Here is an 18,805-nt window from a genome sequence, read left to right as displayed (position 1 = left end):
GATCATGGCTTGCGCACGATCCAGTCGTGGGCCGGGTCGTTGCGGAAGATCCACTTCCGGTGCGGGCCGGCCATGACGTTGAGATAATAGAGGTCGTAGCCGTGCGGGGCTCCGACCGGGTGATAGCCGCGCGGCACCATGACCACGTCGCCGTCCTGCACGCAGACCGTCTCGTCGAGGCTGCGGTCGTCGGTGTAAACGCGCTGGAAGGCGAAGCCCTGCGGCGGGTTCAGGCGGTGATAGTAGGTCTCCTCCAGCGCCGTCTCCTCGCCCTCGGCGGCGGTGTCGTGCTTGTGCGGCGGATAGCTGGACCAGTGGCCGCCCGGAGTGATCACCTCGACCACCAGCAGGCCGTCGGCCGGCGCGGTCTCGGGCAGGATGTTGCGGACGTGGCGGACGTTCGTCCCCTGCCCCCGCACCTCGCGCGGCATGTCGGCCTCGGCGATCAGACGGGCCTGGCCGCCGGGTTTACCGGGAGCGGTGCACAGGGCCAGTTCGACCTCGGTGACGGCGACGACCGCGTAGGCGGCGCCGGCGGGGACGTAGACCGCACCGGGCGCCTTGTCCTCGAACACGGTGGCGCGGCCGCCGATCCTGCCGAACGCGACGCCCTCGGCGCTGACCTCGGCGGCCCCGCTCATGACCACGATGCAGGTCTCGCGGTCGGGCTCGACACCGTCGAAGGTCTCGCCAGCGGCCAGCTTGATCACCCGGAAGCCGACATGGCTCCAGCCGGCGCTTTGCGGCGTGACCTCAAGGACCGAGCCGTCGGCGGCGGGCGCGTGGGGGCGAACGAGCAGCCTGCTCATCACGCCGCCCTCAGGCCCGCCGAAGCCGCCTCGCGTTTCAGGGTGGCCAGGCCGATCTCGCCGTACTGGCGGGGATTGGCGATGGCCGGGTCCTGCTCGGCCTCGACGATGATCCAGCCGGAATAGCCGATTTCGGCGAGAGCCTGCATGACGGCGGCGTAGTCCAGCGAGCCGTCGCCCGGCACGGTGAACATGCCGGCCAGCACGCCTTCGAGGAAGCTGCCGCCATCCTGGCCGATCACCTTGCTGAACACCTCGCCCCGGATGTCCTTGCAGTGGACGTGGGCGACGCGTTCGGGGTGGTTGCGGATGATCGAGACGGGATCGAGGCCGCCCAGAGCCGCGTGACCAGTGTCGACGGTCAGGCCCACCAAAGGACCGGTGTTGGCCAGGAAGGCGTCAAGGTCCTCGGGCCGCTCGACGACGGTGCCCAGGTGATGGTGGTAAGCGAACTTCAGGCCCTGAGCCTGGATGTAGTCGGCCACCTGCGTGAGGCGCGCGCCGAATTCCTTCCAGCCCTCGGCGTCGAGGCGCGGCGTGGCCGATAGGGCCTGGGAGCGGTCGCCGTGGATGGCGTTGCTGGTCTCGGCGTGGACGAAGACGGTGCAGCCCATGGCCTTCAGCAGCGACAGGTGCGGTTGCAGCGCCGCGATCTCGTCCTCCGCCGACTGCACCAGCAGATTGCCGCTGTACCAGCCGCCGACGAGGTCGAGGCCGTATCGGTCGAGCAGCGGCTTCAGCACCGCAGGGTCGCGCGGGAAGACGCCGCCCAGTTCGACGCCGGAAAAGCCGATCGCCTGGCAGTCGGCCAGCACGCTTTCCAGCGGGGTGTCGCCGCCCAGTTCAGGCATGTCGTCGTTGATCCAGGCGATGGGGCTCACGCCGAAACGGATGGTCATGGGTCAGTCCCCTGTACGCTGCTGCTTGATCTTGTCTTCGTAGTCGGCGCGGGCCGTGTTGACGGCCGGGCGCACCGAGACCTCGGGCACGGCCACGTCCCACCAGGCGCCGCCCGGCGTGGTAGGCGCCGGGTCGGTGTCGATGACCACGACATAGGTCCTGTCACTGGCCTTGGCGCGTTGCAGCGCGGCTTCCAGTTCGGCCAGGCTGGCCACCTTCTCCGACCGCGCGCCGAGGCTCGCGGCGTGGGCGGCGAAGTCGATGTCGGGCAGGGTCTCGTGGACGGTATCGGCCAGCAGGTTGTTGAACGCCGCCCCGCCGGTGGCCGCTTGCAGGCGGTTGATGCAGCCGAAGCCGCGATTGTCGAGCACGGTGACGATCAGCTTGGCGCCCAGCATCACCGAGGTGGCGAGCTCGGAATTGAGCATCAGATAGCTGCCGTCGCCGACCATCACGTGGACCTCGCGGTCCGGCGCGGCCATCTTCACGCCGACGGCGCCGGCGATCTCGTAGCCCATGCACGAGAAGCCGTATTCGACGTGGTAACCGCCGGGCCGGCGCGTGCGCCACAGCTTGTGCAGTTCGCCCGGCAGGCCGCCGGCGGCGCAGACGACCACGCTGTCGTCGGACGAGGCCCGCCACACCGCGCCCAGCACCTGGGCGTCGGTCGGCAGCGGCCGGTCGTCGAACGCCGTCGCGGTGTCGAAGATCGCGTTCCAGCCGGTAACGCGGCCAGTCGCTTCGGCGGTCCAGGCGTCCGGCGCGCGCCAGTCGCCCAAGGCTTCGGCGAGCGCTTCGACCACCGCCTTGGCGTCACCGACGACGGCGGTGGCGCCGTGCTTGTGGGCGTCATGCGGGGCGACATTGAGCTGGACCAGCTTGCGGCCTTCGGCCCCGAACATGGCGCGGGAGCCGCTGGTAAAGTCCTGCAGGCGCGTGCCGATGCCGACAACGAGGTCGGCCTGCTCGGCGGCGGCGACGGCGGCGCTCGTGCCGGTGACGCCGATCGCGCCGAGGTTCAGGGGATGATCCCAGGCCAGGCTCCCCTTCCCGCCCTGCGTCTCGGCAACCGGCAGGCCGGCGGCGGAGACGAGGTCGGCCAGAGCGGTTTCGGCGCGGGCGTAGAGCACGCCGCCGCCGGCCACGACCAACGGGCGCTTGGCCGCCTTGATCAGGGCGACGAGATCGGCAAGCTCGCGCGGATCGGGACGTGGCGCGCGGATGCGCCAGACCTTCCTGGCGAAGAAGGCTTCCGGATAGTCGAAGGCCTCGGCCTGGACGTCCTGGCAGAAGGCCAGGGTCGCGGGGCCGCAGGTGGCCGGGTCGAGCATGGTCGCCAAGGCACGCGGCAGGGCGTCGAGGATTTGCTCGGGCCGGGTGATGCGGTCGAAATAGCGCGAGACCGGACGGAAGCAGTCGTTGGCGCTGACTGTGGCGTCGCCGAAGTCCTCGATCTGCTGGAGGACGGGATCGGGCCGACGGCTGGCGTAGACGTCGCCGGGCAGGAACAGCACCGGCAGGCGGTTCACATGCGCCAGGGCGGCGGCGGTGACCATGTTGGTCGCGCCCGGCCCGATCGAGGTGGTGCAGACCATGGCCCGCTCGCGCCGCGACTGCTTGGCGAAGGCTATGGCGGCGTGGGCCATGCCCTGCTCGTTGTGGGCGCGCCAGGTCGGCATCACGTCGCGGGCGCCGTGCAGGGCCTCGCCCAGGCCGGCGACATTGCCGTGGCCGAAGATCGCCCAGACCCCGGCGAAGTACGGAAGCACGCCCTCGCCGGTCTCGACATGCTGCTGCGAGAGCCAACGGACGGTCGCCTGGGCGGCGGTGAGACGGACGGTGGTATGGGCGGCGGCCATTTACGCGGCTTTCTCGGCGGCGCTCCGCAGACGCTTCCAGGCGTCCACCAGCACCTTGAACTTGCTCACCAGGGCGGCGACGGCCGCTTCGTCGTCGATGCGGCCGGCCAGCCAATCGCGAGCCACATCGTAGAAGATCGTCCGCCCCACGGCGAAGCCCTTCACGATCGGGAACGGCGCGACGACCTCGAACGAGGCGACGAGTTCGGCCTCCGGCGCCGACAGCCCCAGCAGCACCACGCCACGGCAGAGCGGGTCGTTCTCGCGGATGGCGATCTCGATCTCGCGCCAGGCGGCCGGGTCGGTCAGGGGCTCGAGCTTCCACCAGTCGGGGCGGATGCCCAGGTCGTAGAGCCGGCGCACGCCGCGCGCCACGGTGCGGCTGTCGCTCTGCATGCCGGGCGGCAGGATCAGTTCGAGCAGCAGTTCGTGGCGCGTCTTGCGACAGGCGTCGAACAACCGCAGCAGCTGGCGCTCCTGGCGCTCGCGCAGTTCGACCTCGTCGTCGGGATGATAGAAGACCAGGCACTTGACGATCTGGTTGGCCGGCCACTCGACCAGCTCCGTGGCCACGTCGGCCGAGCTTTCGAACTCCAGCGGCCGCGACTTGGGAAGCTCGATCGGGCGGGCGATCCAGTAGTCGTGGTCGGCGGCCTGGGCCAAGGCGTCGAACCCGAAACGGCCGTCCAGCAGCAGGCCAAAGCGGCTCTCGTCGCCGCCGGCCACGGCCTCGACCGCGCGCAGGGCCAGGGTCTTGAAATGCGGAATGCGTTCGGGGTCGCCGCCCGTCTCGGCGATGAGGTCGAGGAACTGGCTGCGATGATCGACGGCCAGGACGGTCAATTCGTCATAGACGCGGTCGCGGGTGGTGGCCCAGTGGATGTGCTCCAGCTCCACGTCCTCGCGCAGGCGGAACGGTCGCTCGCGGTCGGACAGGAAGGCCTCCAGCTCGACCCAGGTCGGCATGGCGGGCGTGCAGCCGTGCCGCGAGACGACGATCGCCCCGCAGGCGTTGCCCCACTCGCAGCAGGTCTCGACGCTCTCGCCGCGCAGCCAGCCGCGCAGGAAGCCGGCCATGAAGGCGTCGCCCGCCCCCAGCACGTTGAACACCTCGACCTTGAACCCGCGCGCGCTGACGCCCTCGTCCAGGCTGTCGGGGATCGCGCCCGGGAAGGCCACGCAGCCGTCGGGTCCGCGCTTGCAGACCAGCAGCGCGCCAGGGGCCCCGCCGCGGATCGCGCGCAGGGCGGCGATGGTGTCGGTCGAGCCGCCGAGGATATGGATCTCCTCCTCGGTGCCGACGATCAGGTCGCAGAGGGCCACGACCTCCTGCAGCTTCTCGGTGACCTGCCGGTTCTCGACGAAGCGGTTCTCGCCAGCGTCCTTGCCGGCCAGGCCCCAGAGCACCGGGCGATAGTCGATGTCGAAGACCACCCGGCCGCCGGCCGCCTTCACCGCGCGGGCGGCCTTGAGGCTGGTGTCGTAGACATTGGGCTGCGACAGGTGGGTGCCGTTGATCAGCACCGCGCCGGCCTTGGCGATCCAGGCCTCGTCGACGTCGGAGGGCAGCAGCGCCATGTCGGCGCAGTTCTCGCGATAGAAGATCAGGGGGAAATTGACCCGGTCGCGGATGCCCAGGATCACCAGGGCGGTCAGGCGGTCGGGATCGGACAGCACGCCGGCGACGTCGACGCCCTCGCGGACCAGCTGCTCGCGGATGAAGCGGCCCATGTGGTCGGAGCCGACCCTCGTCAGCAGACCCGTCTTCAGGCCCAGGCGCGCACCGCCCGCGGCGGTGTTGGTCGGACTGCCGCCCAGATACTTGGCGAAGGAGGACATGTCCTCCAGCCGGCCGCCGGTCTGCTGGCCGTACAGGTCGACGGAGGAACGGCCGACGGTGATGAGATCAAGGGCCTTTTCGTCGTGCGCCATTCCGGTTCCACGCTACTTTTTTCTGACCGACCTCCCCGTCGGCGCCATGTAACGCATATTCCAAGCTTCCAAATCTCGCAACATTCATTTCATTTTTGAGCGAGAATGGAACGCACGGTTCAGCCGGCCTTGCGCTTCCTGCCCTTTTCCCTGTTGGCCTCGAAGGCGAAGCCGATCACCAGGGCCTGGGCCAGGCAGATCGAGGCGGCCAGGGAGCGGAAGGTCCGCACCTCGGACTCGCGCACGTGCAGCACCAGTTCGGCCGGCTTGGCGATCGGGCTGACCAGGCTGTCGCTGATCGACAGCACCTTGGCGTCGCGCTGCACAGCCATCTCGACGGCCTGCACCGTCTCCTCGGCATAGGGATGGTAGCTGACCGCGATCAGCAGGTCCTTGGGGCCGATGGTCTGAACCTGCTGCTTGGTCAGGCCCGCCACCCCGTCGATGAACAGGGTGCGCTTGTTCACCTGCTGCAGCGAGTAGGCCAGGTACGAGGCCACCGGGAACGAGCGGCGGAAGCCGACCACATAGACCGTCTCGGCCTTGTCGATCAGGGCGACGGCCTTGGCCATGTCGGCTTCGCTGACCGTCTGGCCCAGGTTCTGCAGGGCCAGGGTGTTGCCCTCGACGAACTCCGACAGCACGTCCGCGCCGCTCTCGGGCTTGCGCGCCACGGCCTCGTTGAAGTGGCGCACCCGCTCGCCATAGCCCAGGGCCGAGTGGCCCGACAGCAGGCCGTCGCGGAACAGCCGCTGCATCTGGCTGGCGCCGGGGAAGCCGAAGGTCTTGGCGAAGCGCACGATGGCCGAGGGCTGAACGCCGCATCGCTCGGAGATCACCGCCAGGGTCTCCAGGGCCATCTCGTTGGGCTCGTCCAGCACGTAGCGGGCGATCTGCTGCAGGCGCTTGCTGAGCGTCTCGTATCGATCGAGGATCGCCGCCCGCAGCTCGTCCGCGCTGGAGGGGGCGTTCGCCGCCATGATTTCGTCCGTCATCCGCGCCCCACAGTCCGATCGGTCAAATTAGAATATCCGTTCCGTGTATGAACGCCAGGGTTCAACTTACGACCAGGAATTCCACTTTACCCGTAGAGGGAATTTTTATTCCAGGCTACAGGAACACGAAGTCCCGGCCGCGTCATGAGCCGGACGAGGGAGCGATCATGGTCGAGACGACGCGATCGAACGGTCAGGCGACGGATACGCCGCCCGCTCCTGCGCTCAATCCACCGAGACCTTGAAGGTTCCCATGCACGACATCGCCATCCTCGGCGCGGGCCGCATCGGCCGCATCCACGCCAAGAACGTCGCCGGCCAGGCCGGCCTGCGGCTGAAGCATGTGGTGGATCCCGTCGCCGAGGCGGCCGAGGCGCTGGCGGCCGAGACCGGCGCCCAGGTCTCCGATCTCGACACGGCGCTGAACGATCCGTCGGTGGCCGGGGTGATCATCGCCAGCTCGACCGACACCCACCTCGACTACAGCCTCAAGGCCGTGGCGGCGGGCAAGGCGGTGTTCTGCGAGAAGCCGATCGACCAGGATCTGGCCCGCGCCCGCTCGGCCGCCGCCGAACTGGGCGCGCCTGGCGTGAAGCTGTTCCTGGGTTTCAACCGCCGCTTCGACCCCAGCTTCCAGGCCCTGCAAGCGCGGCTGGCGGCCGGCGCGGTCGGCGCGCTGGAGACGGTGCACATCACCAGCCACGACCCTGCCCCGCCGCCGGTCGCCTACGTCAAGGTGTCGGGGGGGCTCTTCAAGGACATGGCGATCCACGACTTCGACATGGCCCGCTGGCTGCTGGACGAACCGGTGACCGAGGTGTTCGCCGCCGCCAGCTGCCTGGTGGATCCGGCCATCGGCGAGGCCGGCGACGTCGACACCGCCAAGATCCTGCTACGCACCGCTTCGGGCAAGATCTGCATGATCAGCAACAGCCGCCGCAGCGGCTACGGCTACGACCAGCGCATCGAGGCCTTCGGCTCCAAGGGCCTGGTCCGGGCCGACAACGTCACCGAGAGCACAGTCTCGATCTGGGGCGAGGCCGGCGCGGCCAGCGACGCCTTCCAGAACTTCTTCCTCGACCGCTACGCCGAAGCCTATCGCCGGGAAATGGCGCACTTCGCCCAGATCATCCGCGGCGAAGCCCTGCCGGCGATCGGCTATGTCGACGGCGTCGAGGCCCTGGCCCTGGCCGAGGCGGCCGGCCAGTCGGCCCGCACCGGTCAGGTGGTCAAGCTCTAGCGATCGAGGCCGCTGGCGGGATCCGTATCGATCCCGTCAGCGGGCTGTCCGACTCTAGAATTCCAACTGCAGGCGGGCCTGGGCCACGGTCACGTCGGCGTCCAGCTGGGAGCCGGCGATCAGGCGGTTGTCGATGGTCGCCCGCGTCAGGTTCCCGGTCAGGCGCACATAGGAATAGGGATACCAGTTGGCGCCGAAGGTGACGGCCTTGTAGGTCCCGGCCGTGGAAAGGCCGGTCTGCGAGGCCAGCGTGGCGACGCCGTTGGCCGCCATGTCACTGAAATCGGCGTAGTCGTAGCGGGCGGCGAACTCCAGCGCACCCAGGCCGCCCTTGTCGAGCGGATGGGCGACCTTGATCCGACCGAACGAGCCGTTGGGATTGTAGGGCCGCGTCTCGCCCGTCGCGAACCAGCTGGCCGAGGCGTAGGCGGTGACGATGTCGAAGTCCGGCCCGCCCAAGGTGGAGCTGAGGTTTGTGGCGATGCGGTCGACCTTGATCCGGGCCGCCTCGCCTTGCAGTGACAGCGCCCGATGGATCCAGGCGGCCTCGATCCCCAGCGTGGTGTCGCCGTCGCCGACCGCGCCGGTCGAGAACAGTGTCGCGCCGGTCGAGGTCTGGGACCTGAAGGCGGTGTTGGCCGCCGCCGAATAGGTGAAGCCGGTCTCCCCTCCCCGATCACGGCGGCGCACCCAGGCGCCCAGGTGCAGGCGGTCGGCGTCGGAAAGCTGCGGCGACCAGGTGGCGCGAACGGTGGCGCCCAGGCGCTCGACGGCCTGGTTGGGGTCGTAGCCGCCCGTGGCGTCGGTCTTGTTGATGTTGTCGCCCTGCAAGGCGCCCCACAGCGACCAGTTGGAACCGGTGCGCACGGCCTCCAGCGACAGGGCGTAGCCAGCGTCGATCACGTCGCCATAGGCGCCCCGCTCCATGAAGGTGATCGACTTGAACGAGGTCAGCCCCTCCAGCGAGGCGGCCTTCTGGTTGCCGGCCAGCAGCGAGGTCTGGGCGTCGAGCTTGTACTCGATGATGGCGTCGTCCCAGCTCCAGGCGCCGCCGCTGACCGCGCCGCCTTCCAGGCGATAGCCCCAGCGGCCGGTCTGCCCCTCGACGCCCAGGAACAGCTGCCGGGCCTTGAACTGGCGGGCGTGATAGTCGGCGACGCCGTCGCGCTCGGCGACCGCATCGACGGCGTCCAACAGGATGCGGCCGCGCAGCTTGAAGGTCGAACCCGAGGCGTCGGTGAAGCGGGGCGAGTTCTCCCAGCGGACAGGCTCGACGGCGGGCTTGGGCGGGGCCGCCGGGGTGGTCGGGAGGGTCGCGATCGGCGCTGGCGTGGGCGCGGCGGTAGCGACAGCGGACTGGCGTTCCAGCACGTCGATCCGCGCTTGCAGCAGCTGGATCTGGGCCTTGAGGGCGGCGAGATCGGCGTCCTCGGCGCGGGCGGCGCCGGCGAAGCCGACGGCCACGAGGGCCGTGGTGGCGAAGAGAATGCGCATGGGCGTGAGTTCCCGCTCCCGCGCCAGGCGCGGGAGGAAGAGGAAGGAAAGGGCCGCCGCGCGGGCGGCCCGACTGCCTGGAAGGATCGTTACTCGGCCGCGGCCGGAACCGGCTCGACGTCGGACGGGACGGCGTGACCGGCCAGGGCGGCGTCGAGGGCCTCCTTGTCGAGGGCCTTTTCCCAGCGGCTGACAACGATGGTGGCCACGGCGTTGCCGATGAAGTTGGTCAGGGCCCGGCACTCGCTCATGAACCGGTCGACGCCGAGGATCAGGGCCATGCCGGCCACCGGCACCGAGGGCACCACCGAAAGGGTGGCGGCCAGGGTGATGAACCCGGCCCCGGTGACGCCCGCCGCGCCCTTGGACGACAGCATGGCCACCGAGAGCAGCAGCAGCTGATCGCCCAGCGACAGGTGCACGCCCGTGGCCTGGGCGATGAACAGCGCCGCCAGGGTCATGTAGATGTTGGTGCCGTCCAGATTGAACGAATAGCCGGTCGGGACCACCAGGCCGACGACGGGCTTGGCGCAGCCGGCGCGCTCGAGCTTGTCGATCAGGCTGGGCAGGGCCGATTCAGACGAACTGGTGCCCAGCACCAGCAGCAGCTCGCTCTTCAGGTAGCGGATCAGCTTGAGGATCGAGAACCCGTTGAACCGGGCCACCGCGCCCAGGATCACCACCACGAAGATGATCGAGGTGGCGTAGAACGTCCCGACCAGGGCGGCCAGGTTCACGACCGAGCCGATGCCGTACTTGCCGATGGTGAAGGCGAAGGCCCCGAAGGCGCCGATCGGGGCCGCCTTCATCAGGATCCCGACCAGGCGGAAGAAGGCGTGGGCGATCGACTCCAGCAGATCGACGACCGGCTGGCCCTTGTCGCCGACCAGCACCAGCGCGACGCCGAACAGGATCGAGAAGAACAGCACCTGCAGGATGTCGCCATCCGCGAAGGCGCCCGTGACCGTGGCGGGAATGATGTTGCTGAGGAAGCCGACGATGGTCGTCTCGTGGGCCTTGGCGGCGTAGCTGGCGACCTTCTCGCTGTGCAGCGTGGCCGGATCGATGTTCATGCCCGCGCCCGGATGGACGAGGTTGCCCACCACCATGCCCAGCACCAGGGCCAGGGTGGAGAAGGTCAGGAAGTAGGCGAAGGCTTTCAGCACCACCCGCCCGAACTTGCCCAGGTCGCGCATGCCGGCGATGCCGGTGACGACGGTGAGGAAGATCACCGGGGCGATGACCATCTTCACCAGCTTGATGAAGGCGTCGCCCAGCGGCTTCAGGCTCTCGCCGAAGCCAGGCCAGAAGTGGCCGATCAGGGCGCCGGCGGCGATGGCGACCAGCACCTGGACGTAGAGATGCGTGTACCAGGGACCGGGGCGCGGCGGGGCCGCGGCGGACGGGGCTTGCGGGATCATCTGGCGGGCTCCTGGGCTCGTTTCCTCGCGCGTCCTTGCAGGTCGGGCGCTTGGACCAAGAGTGGCGCAGGATGGTCAGGGCGGGAGTCCACGATCCGATAAATCCGTAAAGCCATGAATAACTGAAAGAATAACCCGATACGGGCTCGCTTCGACGTGACATGCCGTGCCATAGTCCGCCCAGCTCAGATCCATATTGTGTGGAATATGGCACAACCTAAGTCGATCGCACCGGAAGCGCTCTCCGCGTCAGGCCCTGTTGTATCGAGATCCCGACTGGCGGTGTTCACCCTGGTCGCGGCGGCGATCGGCGCGCTCCTGGTCTGGTCGGTCGGAGCCCTGGTCGAGCAGCGGGCGATGACGGCCCTGCGCGCGCGGGCGAGCGCTTCGGCGGCGCTGCACGCGGCGGTGCTGCGCAGCGAACTCGACAAGCAGCGGGCCCTGCCCCTGGTCCTGGCCGACGACGCCGACCTGGAAGCCGCCCTCGCCAGCCGCTCGCCCACCAAGCTGGAGGCCTTGTCGCGCAAGCTGGAGGCGCTGGGCGTCCAGGCGCGCGCCGCGGCGGTCTATGTCATCGCCACCAACGGCGTGACCGCGGCCGCCAGCAACTGGCGGCTGCCGACCAGCTTCGTCGGCTCCGACTACGGCTTTCGCCCCTATTTCGCGCAGGCCCTGCGCAGCGGCTACGCCGAGCAGTTCGCCCTGGGCACGGTCAGCCGCAAGCCCGGCCTCTACCTGGCCCGCCGTGTCGATGGTCCGACCGGTCCGCTGGGCGTGGTGGTGGTCAAGCTGGAATTCGACGGCGTCGAAGCCGCCTGGCGCGCCATCGGCGAGCCGGCCTTCGTGGTGGACACCCAGGGCCTGGTGCTGATCACCAGCCAGCCCGAATGGCGCTTCCTCGCCCGTGATCCCCTGCCCCAGGCCCGACGCGACGCCCTGCGCGCGGGGGGCCAGTACGGCGGCGCGACCTTCGCTCCCCTGCCCCTGCGCCAGAAGTCCGGCGCCGTGGCCCGGACCGATACGCCCCGCGCCGAACGCCAGATCGAGACCCGCCTGGCCGATATCGCCCCCGGCTGGACGCTGCACCTGCTGAGCACCGCCGTTCCCGCCGAGCAGGCGGCGGCGGCGGCGCGATGGATCACCGCCCTGGTCTGGACCCTGCTGAGCGCGGCCCTGCTTTGGCTGTGGGTGCGGCGGCGGCGCATCCATCTGGCCGCCCTGCGCGATCGCGAGACGCGCCTGGAGCTGGAACGGCGGGTCGAGGAACGCACCCACGAACTGACCGACGCCAACCGCGCCCTGTCGCACGAGGTCGAGGAGCGCCAGCGCACCGAAACGAGGCTCCGTTCGCTACAGGCCGACCTGGTGCAGGCCAACAAGCTGGCGTCCCTCGGCCAGATCGCCGCCGGGGTGGCGCACGAGATCAACCAGCCGGTGGCCGCGATCCGGGCCAACGCCGACAACGGCCTGCTGCTGATCGGCCGAGGCCTCGCCGACGCCGCCGGCGACACCTTCACCGCGATCGTGGCGATGACCGAGCGGATCGGCCGGATCACCGACGAACTGCGGGCCTTCTCGCGCAAGGCCGACGGCCGGGTCGAGCCGACCCTGGTCACCGAGGTGATCGACGGCTCGGTGCTGCTGACCGCCAGCCGCTCGCGACGGCAGGAGGCGCGCCTGGTCCGCCTTGGCGAGACGGTGGGCCTGAGCGTGCTGGGCGAACGGGTGCGGCTCGAACAGGTGCTGGTCAACCTGCTGCAGAACGCCTTCGAGGCGGTGGGCAGCCGCGCCGACGGCGTCGTCACCGTCACGGTGCGGGAAGACGCCGACACGGTCGAGATCGCCGTCGGCGACAACGGCCCAGGCCTGGCGCCCGAGGTGGAGCGCGCCCTCTTCACGCCCTTCCTGACCACCAAGCCGCGCGGCCTGGGCCTGGGCCTCGTCATCGCCCACGACATCGCCGTCGATTTCGGCGGCCAGCTGACGGCAGTCTCGGCGCCAGGCCAGGGCGCGACCTTCATACTGACCCTGCGCAAGGCCGTTCCATGAGCGCGCCGGCCGGCAAGATTCTGCTCGTCGACGACGACGAGGCGTTGCGGGTCGCCGTCGCCCAGGGCCTGGCGCTGCGCGGCTTCGACGTCTCGGCGTTCGACAACGCCCCGGCGGCGCTGAAGGCGGTGTCGCGCGACTTCGACGGCGTCATCGTTTCGGACGTGCGCATGCCTGGCATGGACGGCCTGGCGCTGTTCCAGCGCGTCCAGGCGATCGATCCCGACATCCCGGTGCTGCTGATCACCGGCCACGGCGACGTGGCCATGGCCGTGGCCGCCCTGCAGGACGGGGTCTACGACTTCGTCTCCAAGCCCTTCCCGATGGAGCGGCTGACGGCGGCCCTGTCGCGCGCGCTGGAGAAGCGCCGGCTGGTGCTGGACAACCGCCGCCTGGAGGCCGCCGCCCAGAACCCCGGCGGCTCGATGCTGCTCGGCGACACGCCCGTCATGCAGCGGCTGCGCGCCACCATCGCCCAGCTGGCCGAGGCCGAGGTCGATGTGCTGATCCAGGGCGAGACCGGCGTCGGCAAGGGTCTGGTGGCGCAGGCCCTGCATCGTGGGGGGGCGCGGCGCGCCCGGCCGATGGTCGCGGTCAACTGCGCGGCGCTCCCCGAGGCGGTGTTCGAGACCGAGCTGTTCGGCGCGGCCGGCGGCGCCGGCGGCCTTCGCCCCAATATCGGCCGCATCGAACGCGCCGATCGCGGGGTGCTGTTTCTCGACGAGATCGAGGGCCTCTCGCCCAGCATGCAGGCCAAGCTGCTCCGGGTGGTCGAGGAGCGCGAGATCTGGCCCGTCGGCGCGTCCGAACCGCGCCACCTGGACCTGCGGATCGTCGCCGCGAGCAAGATCGACCTGGCCGAGGCCGTGCGTGACGGCGCCTTCCGCGCCGACCTCTATTACCGCCTGAACGTGGTCACCCTGGTAGTTCCGCCCCTGCGCGAGCGGCGCGAGGACGTGCCGGCGCTATTCGGCCACTTCCTGGCCGAGGCCGCCGCCAGACTGCGGCGGCCGGCGCCGCGCCTGACGGCGACGATCCGCGACCACCTGCTGGGACACGACTGGCCTGGCAACGTCCGGGAACTGGCGCACTACGCCGAGCGCGTGGCCCTGGGGCTGTCCTCGGCCGCCCTGGGCGAAGGCGGCGCCGTCCAGGGCGCCGAAGAGGGCCTGGCCGAACGCACCGGCCGCTACGAGGCGATGGTCATCCGCGAGACCCTGGCGGCCTGCGGCGGCGACGCCCGCACGGCGATGACCCTGCTGCAGACGCCGCGAAAGACCTTCTACGACAAGCTGCGCCGCCACGGCATCGACATCGACCGCTACCGTCCGACCAAGCCTTCGCGTCTGGGAGGATAAGCCATGGCGGCTTCCACCCAAGGCGCTCGACTGAACAGCAACGTCCACCTCAAAATTGCGCTCCAAGACTTCATGGACAGATCGTTTCAGCGACATTCAAACCTTCGACTTCAGCTATATTAGCGAACATCGCCAACGGTATTTTACAAACTCGCATGATCATTCGGCGGCCGTCGTTATAGCCTCCGCAAGCGGCCGATGAGTGACCGCGCGGAGGAACATCCATGACGGTCACGCTTGAGCGACGCCCCGAGGTCAAAACCGCCGGCCTCACGCTTTCGCCCCTGGAGCCGACGATCGGGGCCGAGATCGCGGGCGTCGATCTCAGCCGCCCGCTGAGCACCCAGGATCGCGATTTCATCAAGGCCGCGCTGCTGCGCTACAAGGTGGTCTTCTTCCGCGACCAGCATGCCCTGGACGCCGAAAGCCAAGCCGCCTTCGCCGCCAATTTCGGCCCGCTCTACACCCACCCCACCACGCGCTCGGACGCCAACAACAAGCCGATCCACAAGATCGAGCCGCCGGACCTGCAGCTGTTCGAGGCCCGCAAGGCGGCGGGCGCGGGACTGGTCCAGGGCGGCTATCACAGCGACACCAGCTGGCGGCTGGTGCCGACCTGGGGCGCGGTGCTGCGGGCGATCGACCTGCCCGAGGTCGGCGGCGACACCGTCTGGGTGGACGCCGGCGCGGCCTATGAAGGCCTGAAACCCGAGACCAAGGCGCGCCTGGAAGGCCTGCACGTCACCCACGACTTCCGCGACGCCCTGCTCGCGGCCGGCCACGACTATCCGATCGTGGCCCACCCGATCGTCCGCAAGCACCGCGAGACCGGCGCCTCGATCCTGTGGGTGAACTTCACCCAGAAGCCGCAGGTCATCGGACTGGACCGCGCGGAGAGCAACGCGCTGCTGACCGAGATCCTCGACCAGTACCGCAAGCCCGAATACCAGGTGCGCTTCAAGTGGCGCCCCGGCTCGGTGGCGTTCTGGGACAACCGCGCCGCCGTCCATATCGCCATCCGGAACTATGGCGACTTCCCTCGCCTGCTCGACCGCGTGCTGATCGCCGACGAGCCGCTCTGGACCGACCTCTAAGTCCACGCCGACCAAGGCCGCTTCCCCGCCGGGCGGGGAAGCGGTTTTACAGCGCTCGCCAGCCAAAGATCGATCCTTCTTGCCCCGCCCTATCGAGCGCCTCGACGCGTCCTCCGTCCTGATCCCGCTCGTCGTCGGCTGCGGCCTGCTGATGCAGGGCCTGGAGGGGACGGCGATCGCCACCGCCCTGCCGACCATGGCCAAGGCCCTGGGCGAAAGCCCGATCCGACTGAACCTGGCGATCAGCGCCTACATGCTCAGCGTGGCCGTCTGCATCCCGCTCAGCGACTGGACGGCCAATCGCTTCGGCGCCCGCAACGTGTTCTGCGCGGCGATGGGCCTCTTCGCCCTGTCCTCGGCCCTGTGCGGCCTGGCGACCGACCTTGCGCAATTGCTGGCCGCCCGCGTGCTGCAAGGCGTGGCGGGCGCACTGATGACGCCGGTGGGGCGGGTGGTGATCCTGCGCGCCACGCCGCGCGACCAGATCGTCAGGGCCATGTCGATCCTGACCGTCCCAGCGGTGCTGGGACCCATACTCGGCCCCTTGATCGGCGGCGTCATCGTCGAGGCGGCCTCATGGCGGTGGATCTTCCTGCTCAGCGCGCCCGTGGGACTGATCGGCCTCGTGGCCGCGCTGCTGGTCGTCCCGGACCTGCGCGGCGAAGCCGGCGGCCGTCTGGACCTCAAGGGCTTCGTCCTGGCTGGCGGCGGCGTTGCGGCCTTGGTGACGGCCCTGGGCGAAGTGGGAAGGCCAAGCTGGCCGCCCGGCGCGATCGCCGGCCTCGGGGCGCTGGGCGTGCTGGCGCTCGCGGCCTACGCCAGGCACGCCCGGTCGGCGCGCTCGCCAATCCTGGACCTGTCGCTGCTGCGCATCCCGCCCATGAACGTGGCCATATTCGGCGGCGGCGTGTGGCGGGTGGCCATGGGAGCGTCGCCGATCCTGCTTGTGCTGCTGTTGCAGGTCGGCTTCGGGATGTCGCCCCTGCGGTCGGGCGTCATCTCGTTCGCCGGCGCCATGGGCGCGCTGCTGATGAAGGCGCCGGCGACGGCGCTGCTGCGGCGCTACGGCTTTCGCCGCGTGCTGATCGTCAACGGCGCCCTGACCGGCCTGCTGCTGGCGGGCATCGGCCTTTTCCAGACCTCGACCCCGCACGCGCTGATCTTCGCCCTGCTGCTGCTCGGCGGCTTCCTGCGCTCGCTGCAGTTCACCGCCCTGTCGGCGCTGTGTTACGCCGACGTGCCCGACCGGTCTCTGGGCGGCGCCAGCGCGCTGGCCAGCATGACCCAGGAACTGGCCCAGAGCCTGGGCGTGGCGCTGGCCGCCACCACCCTGCAAAGCCTGCTGACGCTGCGCCAGGGCGCGAACTTCACGGTCCAGGACATCTCGATCAGCTTCTTCGTCATGGGCAGCCTGTCGCTGCTGTCGCTGCCGCTGTTCAGTCGCCTCCCGCCAGAGGCCGGCGACCTCCTGAGCGGTCGATCCGCGCGCCCGATGACGGCGAAGGCCACCCATGACCCGGCTGAATATCCGGCATGAGAACGCCTCGTTATCCCTGGCGGCGGCGAGCCCCTAGGTTCGGCCCCGACATCGAACGGAGGTCGAGATGAAGGCTTACGGGGACAAATGAGCGGTCTGAATCTGTCAACCGAGGTGCTGGTCATCGGCGGCGGCATGGCGGCGGCCTGGGCGGCCATCGCGGCCGCCCAGCAAGGCGCGACGGTGACGCTGGTCGACAAGGGTTTCGTGGGAACCAGCGGTGTGACCGCAACCGCCGGCCCCGGCCACTGGTGGGTCCCGCCCGATCCCAAGCAGCGCCAGGCGGCGATCGAGAAGCGCTATCCCAGCAGCTACGGCCTGGCCGAAAAGGCCTGGATGGAGCGGGTGCTGGACGTCACCTGGCGGACCCTGCCCCAGCTCGCGCCCTACTACGCCTTCGGCCGCGACGGCGATGGCCAGACCTATTATCCGGGCGTGCGCGGCCCCGAGTACCTGCGGGCCCTGCGCGCCTACGCGCTGGACAGCGGCGTGCGGGTGCTCGACCACCATCCGGCGCTGGAACTGCTCATCCATCGGGACGGCTCGGTCGCCGGAGCCGCCGGCTATGCGCGGCTGGAGCGCCGAGCCTGGACCATCCGCGCCGGGGCGGTGATCCTGGCCACGGGCGGCTGCGCCTTCCGCTCGGGCCTGATCGGCAGCCACACCAACACCGGCGACGGCCACCTGATGGCGGCCGAAGCCGGCGCCGAGCTGTCAGGCATGGAATTTTCCAGCATCTACACCCTGTCGCCCGCCTGGTGCTCGACCCGGACGCTGCCCTACACCGCCGCGCGCTTTTTCGACGCGGCCGGCCAGGAGCTGGATATCCCGCCAGCCCTGGCCGATCGCGACCACCACCGCGCCCTGGCCAAGGCGATGCTGGAAGGGCCGGTGTTCGCCGACCTCAGCGAAGCGCCCCCTGCCCTGCGACCGATCCTGCGCCGCATCCAGCCGGCCACCGTCGCGCCCTTCGAGCGCAAGGGCGTGCGGCTGTTCGACGAGCGCTTCGAGGTGAAGCTGTTCGGCGAGGGCACCATCCGCGGCACGGGCGGCCTGCGGATCGTCGATGACGACTGCCAAACGACGGTGCGAGGCCTGTTCGCGGCCGGCGACACGGCGACGCGGGAACTGATCGTCGGGGCCAGCAGCGGCGGCGGCTCGCCCAACTCGGCCTGGGCCCTGACCTCTGGACAGATCGCCGGCGTCGCGGGCGCCAGGCTCGCCAAGGCCGACGGCGTGCGCGCCGGCGAGCGCGCCGCCCCAGCCGGTCGTGCGGGCTTGAGACCGGCCGGCGCCGTCGCGGCGGTCGACGAACGCGCCGCCGTCCAGACCGTGCAGGATGAGATGCTGAGCTACGACAAGGCCCTGTGGCGCCGCCGCGAGACGTTGGAGGCCTCCCTGACCCGTCTCGACGACGCCTGGGTCACCGTTGCGAACCATCGGCGGGCCGAAGGGCTCGACCAGGTCGCCGCCCGCGAGACCGCCGCCCTGCTGGCCAGCGCCCGCTGGTCGACCCGCGCGGCCCTCGACCGCGACGAGACGCGCGGCCTGCACGCCCGGGCCGACGCCCAGGATCTCTCCGCCGATGGCGGCAGGCGGCTTCTGGTCGGCGGACTGGACCAACTCTGGACCCGCTACGAGCCGGGCCAGCAACGAAACGCCGTGGAGGCCGCGGCGTGATCGCCCATATCTTCGAAGACCTGTGCAACGGCTGCGGCTCCTGCGTCAGCGCCTGCCCCACCCACGTCCTGGATCCGTCGCCGACCGGCGGACCACCGGTGATCGCACGCCTTGATCAGTGCCAGACCTGCTTCATGTGCGAGCTCTACTGCGCGTCCGACGCGATCTATGTCGGCCCGGACCAGGGGGCGCCCGAGATCGTCGATCCGGAGGTCGTCAGGGCCTCGGGCGCGCTGGGCCAGATGCGCCGCGACCACCTCTGGGACGCGCCGCCGGGCGACCAGGAGCCGTTGGCCGAATACTGGCGCCTGGGGCCGCTGCTGATGGAAGGCGCCCAGATCTCTGCCCGCCGCTACGCCCTGAGGCGCCCGCCCACCGAACCCGCCACCTCCGCCGTGTCCGCCGCGCCGGACACGGCCGCCGCCCCTTCGCGTTAG

The 18,805-nt window shown here is 70.0% G+C and carries 14 protein-coding genes; 7 read left to right on the top strand and 7 right to left on the bottom strand.

Translation table 11 applies throughout. From position 1 onward, the window contains the following. Nucleotides 1-2: 2 nt before the first annotated feature. The 5 genes from iolB to AC07NG_RS12860 all read right to left on the bottom strand — a co-directional run bounded on the left by iolB (nucleotide 3) and on the right by AC07NG_RS12860 (nucleotide 6,495). Nucleotides 3-812: a 5-deoxy-glucuronate isomerase gene (iolB, locus tag AC07NG_RS12880; RefSeq protein WP_494594399.1), complete on the bottom strand. Its 810-nt coding sequence runs from the start codon at nucleotides 810-812 to the stop codon at nucleotides 3-5. Then, nucleotides 809-1,708 carry a myo-inosose-2 dehydratase gene (gene iolE / locus AC07NG_RS12875; protein ID WP_494594398.1) on the bottom strand — a complete coding sequence of 300 codons (900 nt, stop codon included), beginning with the start codon at nucleotides 1,706-1,708 and terminating at the stop codon, nucleotides 809-811. Before iolE ends, iolB begins: the two co-directional genes overlap by 4 nt. A 3-nt stretch (nucleotides 1,709-1,711) precedes the next feature. Beyond that, entirely contained in the window at nucleotides 1,712-3,568 is a 1,857-nt protein-coding gene (gene iolD, locus AC07NG_RS12870) for a 3D-(3,5/4)-trihydroxycyclohexane-1,2-dione acylhydrolase (decyclizing) (protein WP_494594397.1), read from the bottom strand. Next, the gene (locus AC07NG_RS12865) at nucleotides 3,569-5,500 is read right to left on the bottom strand and encodes a bifunctional 5-dehydro-2-deoxygluconokinase/5-dehydro-2-deoxyphosphogluconate aldolase (RefSeq protein WP_494594396.1); all 1,932 of its coding nucleotides are present in this window, start codon (nucleotides 5,498-5,500) and stop codon (nucleotides 3,569-3,571) included. A 119-nt stretch (nucleotides 5,501-5,619) separates the two neighbouring features. Further along, on the bottom strand, nucleotides 5,620-6,495 hold the full coding sequence (locus tag AC07NG_RS12860; RefSeq protein ID WP_494594395.1) for a MurR/RpiR family transcriptional regulator: 876 nt from the start codon (nucleotides 6,493-6,495) through the stop codon (nucleotides 5,620-5,622). 253 nt (nucleotides 6,496-6,748) lie between these two features. Here AC07NG_RS12860 and iolG point away from each other — a divergent pair, with 253 nt between their 5' ends. Continuing rightward, the gene (gene iolG, locus AC07NG_RS12855) at nucleotides 6,749-7,735 is read left to right on the top strand and encodes an inositol 2-dehydrogenase (protein WP_494594394.1); all 987 of its coding nucleotides are present in this window, start codon (nucleotides 6,749-6,751) and stop codon (nucleotides 7,733-7,735) included. Between the two features lie 54 nt (nucleotides 7,736-7,789). On the opposite strand, the gene AC07NG_RS12850 is transcribed toward iolG, so the two are convergent. Further along, entirely contained in the window at nucleotides 7,790-9,229 is a 1,440-nt protein-coding gene (locus AC07NG_RS12850) for an OprO/OprP family phosphate-selective porin (RefSeq protein ID WP_494594393.1), read from the bottom strand. A gap of 89 nt (nucleotides 9,230-9,318) precedes the next feature. Continuing rightward, the gene (locus tag AC07NG_RS12845) at nucleotides 9,319-10,650 is read right to left on the bottom strand and encodes a dicarboxylate/amino acid:cation symporter (RefSeq protein WP_494594392.1); all 1,332 of its coding nucleotides are present in this window, start codon (nucleotides 10,648-10,650) and stop codon (nucleotides 9,319-9,321) included. Between the two features lie 282 nt (nucleotides 10,651-10,932). Here AC07NG_RS12845 and AC07NG_RS12840 point away from each other — a divergent pair, with 282 nt between their 5' ends. The 6 genes from AC07NG_RS12840 to AC07NG_RS12815 all read left to right on the top strand — a co-directional run bounded on the left by AC07NG_RS12840 (nucleotide 10,933) and on the right by AC07NG_RS12815 (nucleotide 18,805). Next, entirely contained in the window at nucleotides 10,933-12,699 is a 1,767-nt protein-coding gene (locus AC07NG_RS12840; protein ID WP_494594391.1) for a sensor histidine kinase, read from the top strand. Beyond that, on the top strand, nucleotides 12,696-14,057 hold the full coding sequence (locus AC07NG_RS12835) for a sigma-54-dependent transcriptional regulator (RefSeq protein ID WP_494594390.1): 1,362 nt from the start codon (nucleotides 12,696-12,698) through the stop codon (nucleotides 14,055-14,057). Before AC07NG_RS12840 ends, AC07NG_RS12835 begins: the two co-directional genes overlap by 4 nt. A gap of 224 nt (nucleotides 14,058-14,281) precedes the next feature. Next, on the top strand, nucleotides 14,282-15,151 hold the full coding sequence (locus tag AC07NG_RS12830) for a TauD/TfdA dioxygenase family protein (RefSeq protein WP_494594389.1): 870 nt from the start codon (nucleotides 14,282-14,284) through the stop codon (nucleotides 15,149-15,151). A 79-nt stretch (nucleotides 15,152-15,230) separates the two neighbouring features. After that, a complete protein-coding gene (locus AC07NG_RS12825) occupies nucleotides 15,231-16,688 on the top strand; it encodes an MFS transporter (RefSeq protein WP_494594388.1) in 1,458 nt (485 codons plus the stop codon). Nucleotides 16,689-16,775: 87 nt separating this feature from the next. Then, entirely contained in the window at nucleotides 16,776-18,368 is a 1,593-nt protein-coding gene (locus tag AC07NG_RS12820) for an FAD-binding protein (RefSeq protein ID WP_494594387.1), read from the top strand. Then, nucleotides 18,365-18,805, top strand: a complete 441-nt coding sequence (locus AC07NG_RS12815; protein ID WP_494594386.1) for a 4Fe-4S dicluster domain-containing protein — start codon at nucleotides 18,365-18,367, stop codon at nucleotides 18,803-18,805. The genes AC07NG_RS12820 and AC07NG_RS12815 overlap by 4 nt, the downstream gene beginning before the upstream one ends.

The sequence above is a fragment of the Caulobacter sp. GW821-FHT10C03 genome (assembly GCF_059415485.1).
Note: the sequence above shows the minus strand (reverse complement) of the source record. Positions and strands in the feature narration are given on the sequence as shown.

Coding starts and splice junctions, on each gene's coding strand:
- iolE (WP_494594398.1), bottom strand. CDS start 1,708: ATGACCATCCGTTTCGGCGTGAGCCCCATCGCCTGGATCAACGACGAC.
- iolD (WP_494594397.1), bottom strand. CDS start 3,568: ATGGCCGCCGCCCATACCACCGTCCGTCTCACCGCCGCCCAGGCGACC.
- AC07NG_RS12865 (WP_494594396.1), bottom strand. CDS start 5,500: ATGGCGCACGACGAAAAGGCCCTTGATCTCATCACCGTCGGCCGTTCC.
- AC07NG_RS12860 (WP_494594395.1), bottom strand. CDS start 6,495: ATGACGGACGAAATCATGGCGGCGAACGCCCCCTCCAGCGCGGACGAG.
- iolG (WP_494594394.1), top strand. CDS start 6,749: ATGCACGACATCGCCATCCTCGGCGCGGGCCGCATCGGCCGCATCCAC.
- AC07NG_RS12850 (WP_494594393.1), bottom strand. CDS start 9,229: ATGCGCATTCTCTTCGCCACCACGGCCCTCGTGGCCGTCGGCTTCGCC.
- AC07NG_RS12845 (WP_494594392.1), bottom strand. CDS start 10,650: ATGATCCCGCAAGCCCCGTCCGCCGCGGCCCCGCCGCGCCCCGGTCCC.
- AC07NG_RS12835 (WP_494594390.1), top strand. CDS start 12,696: ATGAGCGCGCCGGCCGGCAAGATTCTGCTCGTCGACGACGACGAGGCG.
- AC07NG_RS12830 (WP_494594389.1), top strand. CDS start 14,282: ATGACGGTCACGCTTGAGCGACGCCCCGAGGTCAAAACCGCCGGCCTC.
- AC07NG_RS12820 (WP_494594387.1), top strand. CDS start 16,776: ATGAGCGGTCTGAATCTGTCAACCGAGGTGCTGGTCATCGGCGGCGGC.